Raw genomic sequence first — 4,954 nt, 5'->3', positions numbered from 1 at the left:
GAGGCAGCCCTAGGAGGCTGTCGGACTGTGGCTGAATCGGCCGCGTCCGCGACGCGATTCCCCAGCCCGACAGGCTCCCGTCTCGCGCTTCCGGGGTATACTCTCCGCCACCATCCGGCACGTCACCCAAGGAACCTCTTCCCATGGCCATCCTTTCCGCGATTCCCCTTTTCGCCTATCTGTGGGTGATCATCAACGGGCTGCTGTTGTTCGGAGGGGCGGCCGCGTTGGGGGGCTCACTGTTCAACGTGGCGCTGGTCTCGGGGGCTGCGTGGAGCGCTTCGGTGAGTGATCTGTTCATCGTCCTCGGGGTGCTCGCCCTCTATATCGAGGTGTTCAAGGCGACCCGCACCGGCACCGCCTCGGTGATCGACCACACCCTCTCGATGATGGTCTTCGTCGCCTTCCTGGTGGAGTTCCTGGTCTATGCCAAGGCGGGCAACTCCACCTTTGTCATCCTCGGCTTGATGTCACTGCTCGACGTGGTGGCCGGTTTTACCATCACCATCGTCGCCGCCCGCCGCGACCTTTCCCTCAACGACTCCGTAAACTGACCACCCGCTGCCGGCCGGGCATTTGCCCGGCCGGCAGCGGGTGGTCAGTTTACGGAGCATGTTGGGAATGGGGTTTGCGGCTTTCTTGTATTGGGCGGTGTCCGGGTGAGTGCACTTCTCCGTTCCCTTCCGTTGGGTCCTTTCGTGTCCTGGATGCTTCTCTCCTCGCCGTTGGTCGTTGTCGCCGCGCTGCTCCTGGACCGGCTGCTGGGGGAGGCGCGGTCGTTTCATCCATTGGTGGGGTTCGGGCGCTACGCGGGGTGGCTGGAGCGTCGGCTCAATCGGGACGGGAGGTGGGGCGGTGTGGCCGCCGTTGGGGTGGCAGTGACGCCGTGGGTCCTGCTCGCGGCGCTGCCGCCGGCGGGGTGGCCGTCGCTGGTGGCGGGGATGGCGACGCTTTACCTGGCGGTGGGCGCGCGCAGTCTCGCCGAACACGGCCGGGCGGTGGCCGAGGCCTTGGACGCGGGCTCCCTGGAAGAGGCGCGGCGGCGGGTGGGGTGGATGGTGAGTCGGGACGTGTCCCGGGCCGACGAGGAAGCGGTGGCCCGCGCGGCGGTGGAGTCGGTGCTGGAGAACGGCAACGATGCGCTGTTCGGTGCGCTCTTCTGGTTCCTGCTGGCCGGCGCCCCGGGGGTGGTGGCCTATCGGTTGGTCAATACTCTGGACGCCATGTGGGGTTACCGCAATCGCCGCTTTGCCCGCTTCGGGTGGGCGGCGGCGCGTCTGGATGACCTGATGAACTATCTGCCCGCGCGGCTTACCGCCGTCGGCTACGGGTTGGCCGGTGGGGCCGGGGCGTGGCGCTGCTGGTCCCGGCAGGCCGGGGCCTGGGAGGGGGTGAACCCCGGGGTGGTGATGGCGGCGGGGGCCGGGGCCCTCGGGGTGCGGCTGGGTGGGGGTGCCCGCTACCACGGGGTGTGGCGGGAGCGGCCCACGCTGGGGGAGGGGGAGGTGCCGCGGGCCGCCGATGTCCGCCGCGCGGTGGCGCTGGTGGGGCGGGCCGCCTGGTTGTGGGTGGTGGTGACGTCTGCCGTTGCCGCTTCGATCGCCTTCCTGGGCGGTTCGTTCCCGGCCGTAGGCTGATGGGGATGCTGGAGCATGGTGGGCAGTTGGAGGCGGCGTCGCGGCGCTACGGGATCCCTCGCGAGTGCTGGCTCGACCTCTCCACCGGCATCAATCCTCTCGGTTGGCCGGTGCCGACGCCTCCTCCAGCGGTGTGGCGGCGGTTGCCGGAGGAGAAGGATGGATTGGCGGAGGCGGCGCGGGTGTACTACGGCGCGGAGGCGCTGCTCCCCACCGCCGGTTCCCAGGCGGCGATCCAACTGTTGCCTCAGATGCGCTCGCCCTGTCGGGTGGCGCTCCTCGCCCCGGCCTACGGTGAGCACGAACGGGCGTGGCGGGAAGCGGGGCACGGGGTGACGGCGTTCGCCGACGAAGAGGTGGAGCCGGTGCTCGATCGCCTCGACGTGGTGGTGGTGGTCAACCCCAACAACCCGACCGGCCGGCGTGTCCCCCGTGAGGTACTGCTGCGGTGGCATCGGCGTCTGGCTGTGCGCGGGGGATGGCTGGTGGTGGACGAAGCCTTCATGGATGCCGATCCGCTGGAGAGCCTCGTCGCCGGGCCGCCCCGTGCGGGGCTGATCGTGTTGCGCTCCCTTGGCAAGTTCTTCGGTCTTGCCGGGCTGCGCGTCGGTTTCGTGATCGGGGAGTGGCCGCTGTTAGCGTCGTTGGGCGAGCGCCTCGGTCCTTGGGCGGTGAGTCACCCGGCCCGTTGGGTCGCAACCCGGGCGTTGGGGGATCGCGCGTGGCAGGCGCGGGAACGCCCCCGGTTGGTGGGGGCGTCCCGCCGCTTGCAGCGGTTGCTGGGGGCGTCCGGGTTGGCGCCCGCCGGAGGTTGCGAGCTGTTCCAGTATGTGGCGACGCGGGATGAGGAGGGCATTGCCGAGCGGTTGGCACGGTGCGGGATTCTGGTGCGCAGGTTCGAACGGCCGCGGGCGCTGCGATTCGGCTTGCCGGGTGAGGAGGAGCAGTGGTCGCGCCTCGCCCGGGCGTTGTCGGAGGAGACGCGTCAGGCGGGGTAGATGGCGCCGAGGATCACCTCGCGGTGGGCACCGGTGACCGATGGCAGGTTGCCGGGCAATCCATCGAGGGTCCTCTTGGCCAGCCACGCGAAGGCGATCGCCTCCATCCAGTTGGGGTGGACGCCGTAGGCCTCGGTGGATTCCACCGCGATCCCCGTCAGGTGGAAGGCGAGGCGGTCCATCAGGTGGGTGTTGTGGACGCCGCCTCCGCAGACCAGCAGGCGCCGGGTGGCCGGCTGGTGGCGGATCAGGTGGTCGACGACCGAAACGGCGGTCAGTTCGGCGAGGGTCGCCTGAACGATGATCGGATCAATCACCGTACCCTCCAACCGGTGGTCGAGCCAAGCTAGATCGAATAGCTCCCGGCCGGTGCTTTTGGGGGCGGTGCGGGTGAAATAGGGCTCGTCGAGCAGTCGTTGCAGGAGCGCTTTGTCCACGTGGCCGCTGGCGGCCCAGGCGCCGTCCCGATCCATCGGTTCGCCCCGGTGGCGGGCCGTCCAGCCGTTCATCAATACGTTTGCCGGGCCGGTATCGAAGCCGGTTACCGCTCCCGAGCAAGGCAGCAGCGTGAGGTTGGCGATCCCTCCCAGGTTGAGGACCGCGCGCTCCTCGTCAGGGGCGGCCAGCACCGCCGCATGGAAGGCCGGGGCCAGGGGGGCGCCTTGCCCTCCGGCAGCCATGTCGCGGCGGCGGAAGTCGGCGACCGTGGTGATGCCGGTTCGTTCGGCGATGTGGTTGGGGTCGCCGATCTGCAGGGTGAAGGGGGTGGGGCCGTCGGGGCGGTGGTAGAGGGTCTGGCCGTGGCTGCCGATGGCGCGGATCGCGGCGGCATCGATTTTCGCCTGTCGCAGCAGGGCGTTGGTGGCCCGGGCAAACTGTTCGCCGAGCAGGTGATCCAGCTCACCCAGGCACTGCAAGGGGTGGGGAGAGCGATCGGTGGCAAGCCTGAGCAGCGCCTCGCGCACCTCGTCGGTCATCGGTTGGCAGTGGGACGCGACGAGATGCGGGGCCTTCCCCGCGAAATCGACCAGGGCAGCATCGACACCGTCCATGCTGGTGCCGGACATCAAGCCAATATAGAGCGCCATCGACGGATCTCCACTGCGGAGCCCAGGGGGGGGCGCGGGACCACCGACGGGCCTTTCGCGACTACTCGGCGTCGTTGCGCGCGACCAGGGTGCGTTGTTGCAGCTCCAGGGCAGCGATCAGCGGCCGGATCTGTTTGGCAAAATCGTTCTTGTAGCGCTTCGGGATCGGGCTGGCCTTGGGCAGTTTCACCGTCAGCGGGTTGCGATGGACGCCGTTGACCCGGAATTCGTAGTGGAGATGGGGGCCGGTGGCCATGCCGGTCTGGCCGACGAAGCCGATGGTCTGCCCCTGTTTTACCCACTTGCCACTCTTGATGCCACGCTTGTAGCCGTTGAGGTGGGCGTAGAGGGTGGTGTAGCGTTGACCGTGCTGGACCACGATGGTCTTGCCGTAGCCGTTCTTGCGGCCGACCCAGATCACCTTCCCGTCGCCGGAGGCCTTGACCGGCGTACCGACGGCCGCCGCGTAGTCGACGCCACGGTGGGGGCGCTTCTTGCCCAGCACCGGGTGCCAGCGCTCCTTCTGGAATCGCGAGGAGATGCGGCGGAAGTCTACCGGGGAGCGCAGGAAGGCTTTGCGCATGGAGCGGCCTTCAGGAGTGTAGTAGTTGCTCACTCCGTTGGGGTCGACGTAACGCACGGCCCGGTAGCTTTTGCCCTGGTTGACGAATTCGGCGGCGAGGATTGGGCCGTCCTCGATCTTTTCCCCGCCGGTGTGAAGCTCTTCGAAGACCACCGAAAAGCTGTCCCCCTTGCGGATGTCGAGGGCGAAGTCGACATCCCAGCCGAAGATGTTGGCCATCTCCATGATCAGGTTTTCGGGCATTCCGGCCCGCTGGGCGGCGAGGTAGAGGGAGTTTTCGATGGTTCCGGCAACGAAGGCTTGGTGGTGTTCTACCGCTAGCTCGTCGATGGTGGCCTGGAAGCGCGTGTTGTCTCCCTCGATCTGCAGGGTACGTAGCTTGTCCAGCGGATAGCGTATCCCCTGGACGTGGCCGTCCGTTGCCAATTTCAACTCCAACACCTTGCCAGGATAGATGTTCTTCAGCTCGCTCGCCGCGCCGCCCAGCGAGATGATGCGGTGCAGGTCGCCGCTGCTGGCGCCCAGGCGATTGAATATTTTGGCCAGGTTGTCGCCCTTGCGGATCTCGATCCGGGTCCACGGCGTGGTCGCGGGCGTCGACTTCTCCTCGGTGGCTGCGATTGGCTCGTCTTCCTTCGGTACGGCAGC

5 protein-coding genes (1 of these 5 cut by a window edge) are annotated in these 4,954 nt (G+C 68.0%); 3 read left to right on the top strand and 2 right to left on the bottom strand.

The genetic code is table 11. The features are described 5' to 3' along the window. Positions 1-143 precede the first annotated feature (143 nt). The 3 genes from ACYQ2W_RS20215 to cobD all read left to right on the top strand — a co-directional run bounded on the left by ACYQ2W_RS20215 (position 144) and on the right by cobD (position 2,635). Entirely contained in the window at positions 144-554 is a 411-nt protein-coding gene (locus ACYQ2W_RS20215; protein WP_459871339.1) for a hypothetical protein, read from the top strand. 153 nt (positions 555-707) lie between these two features. Then, complete coding sequence (gene cbiB, locus ACYQ2W_RS20210; RefSeq protein ID WP_459871342.1) at positions 708-1,637, top strand: adenosylcobinamide-phosphate synthase CbiB; 930 nt, start codon at positions 708-710, stop codon at positions 1,635-1,637. Positions 1,638-1,642: 5 nt separating this feature from the next. After that, complete coding sequence (cobD, locus tag ACYQ2W_RS20205; RefSeq protein ID WP_459871337.1) at positions 1,643-2,635, top strand: threonine-phosphate decarboxylase CobD; 993 nt, start codon at positions 1,643-1,645, stop codon at positions 2,633-2,635. Here cobD and ACYQ2W_RS20200 read toward each other — a convergent pair. Together ACYQ2W_RS20200 and ACYQ2W_RS20195 are read right to left on the bottom strand one after the other, a co-directional pair. After that, a complete protein-coding gene (locus ACYQ2W_RS20200) occupies positions 2,623-3,723 on the bottom strand; it encodes an anhydro-N-acetylmuramic acid kinase (protein WP_459871335.1) in 1,101 nt (366 codons plus the stop codon). The genes cobD and ACYQ2W_RS20200 overlap by 13 nt on opposite strands. Before the next feature lie 61 nt (positions 3,724-3,784). Beyond that, positions 3,785-4,954, bottom strand: the 3' portion of a protein-coding gene (locus ACYQ2W_RS20195; protein ID WP_459871332.1) for a peptidoglycan DD-metalloendopeptidase family protein. 432 nt of this gene lie beyond the right edge of the window; only the last 1,170 of its 1,602 coding nucleotides appear in the window; the start codon falls outside the window, past its right edge — the gene reads right to left on this strand; the stop codon is at positions 3,785-3,787.

Source organism: Endothiovibrio diazotrophicus (genome assembly GCF_054657215.1).
This window is presented reverse-complemented; position numbering and strand designations above follow the sequence as displayed.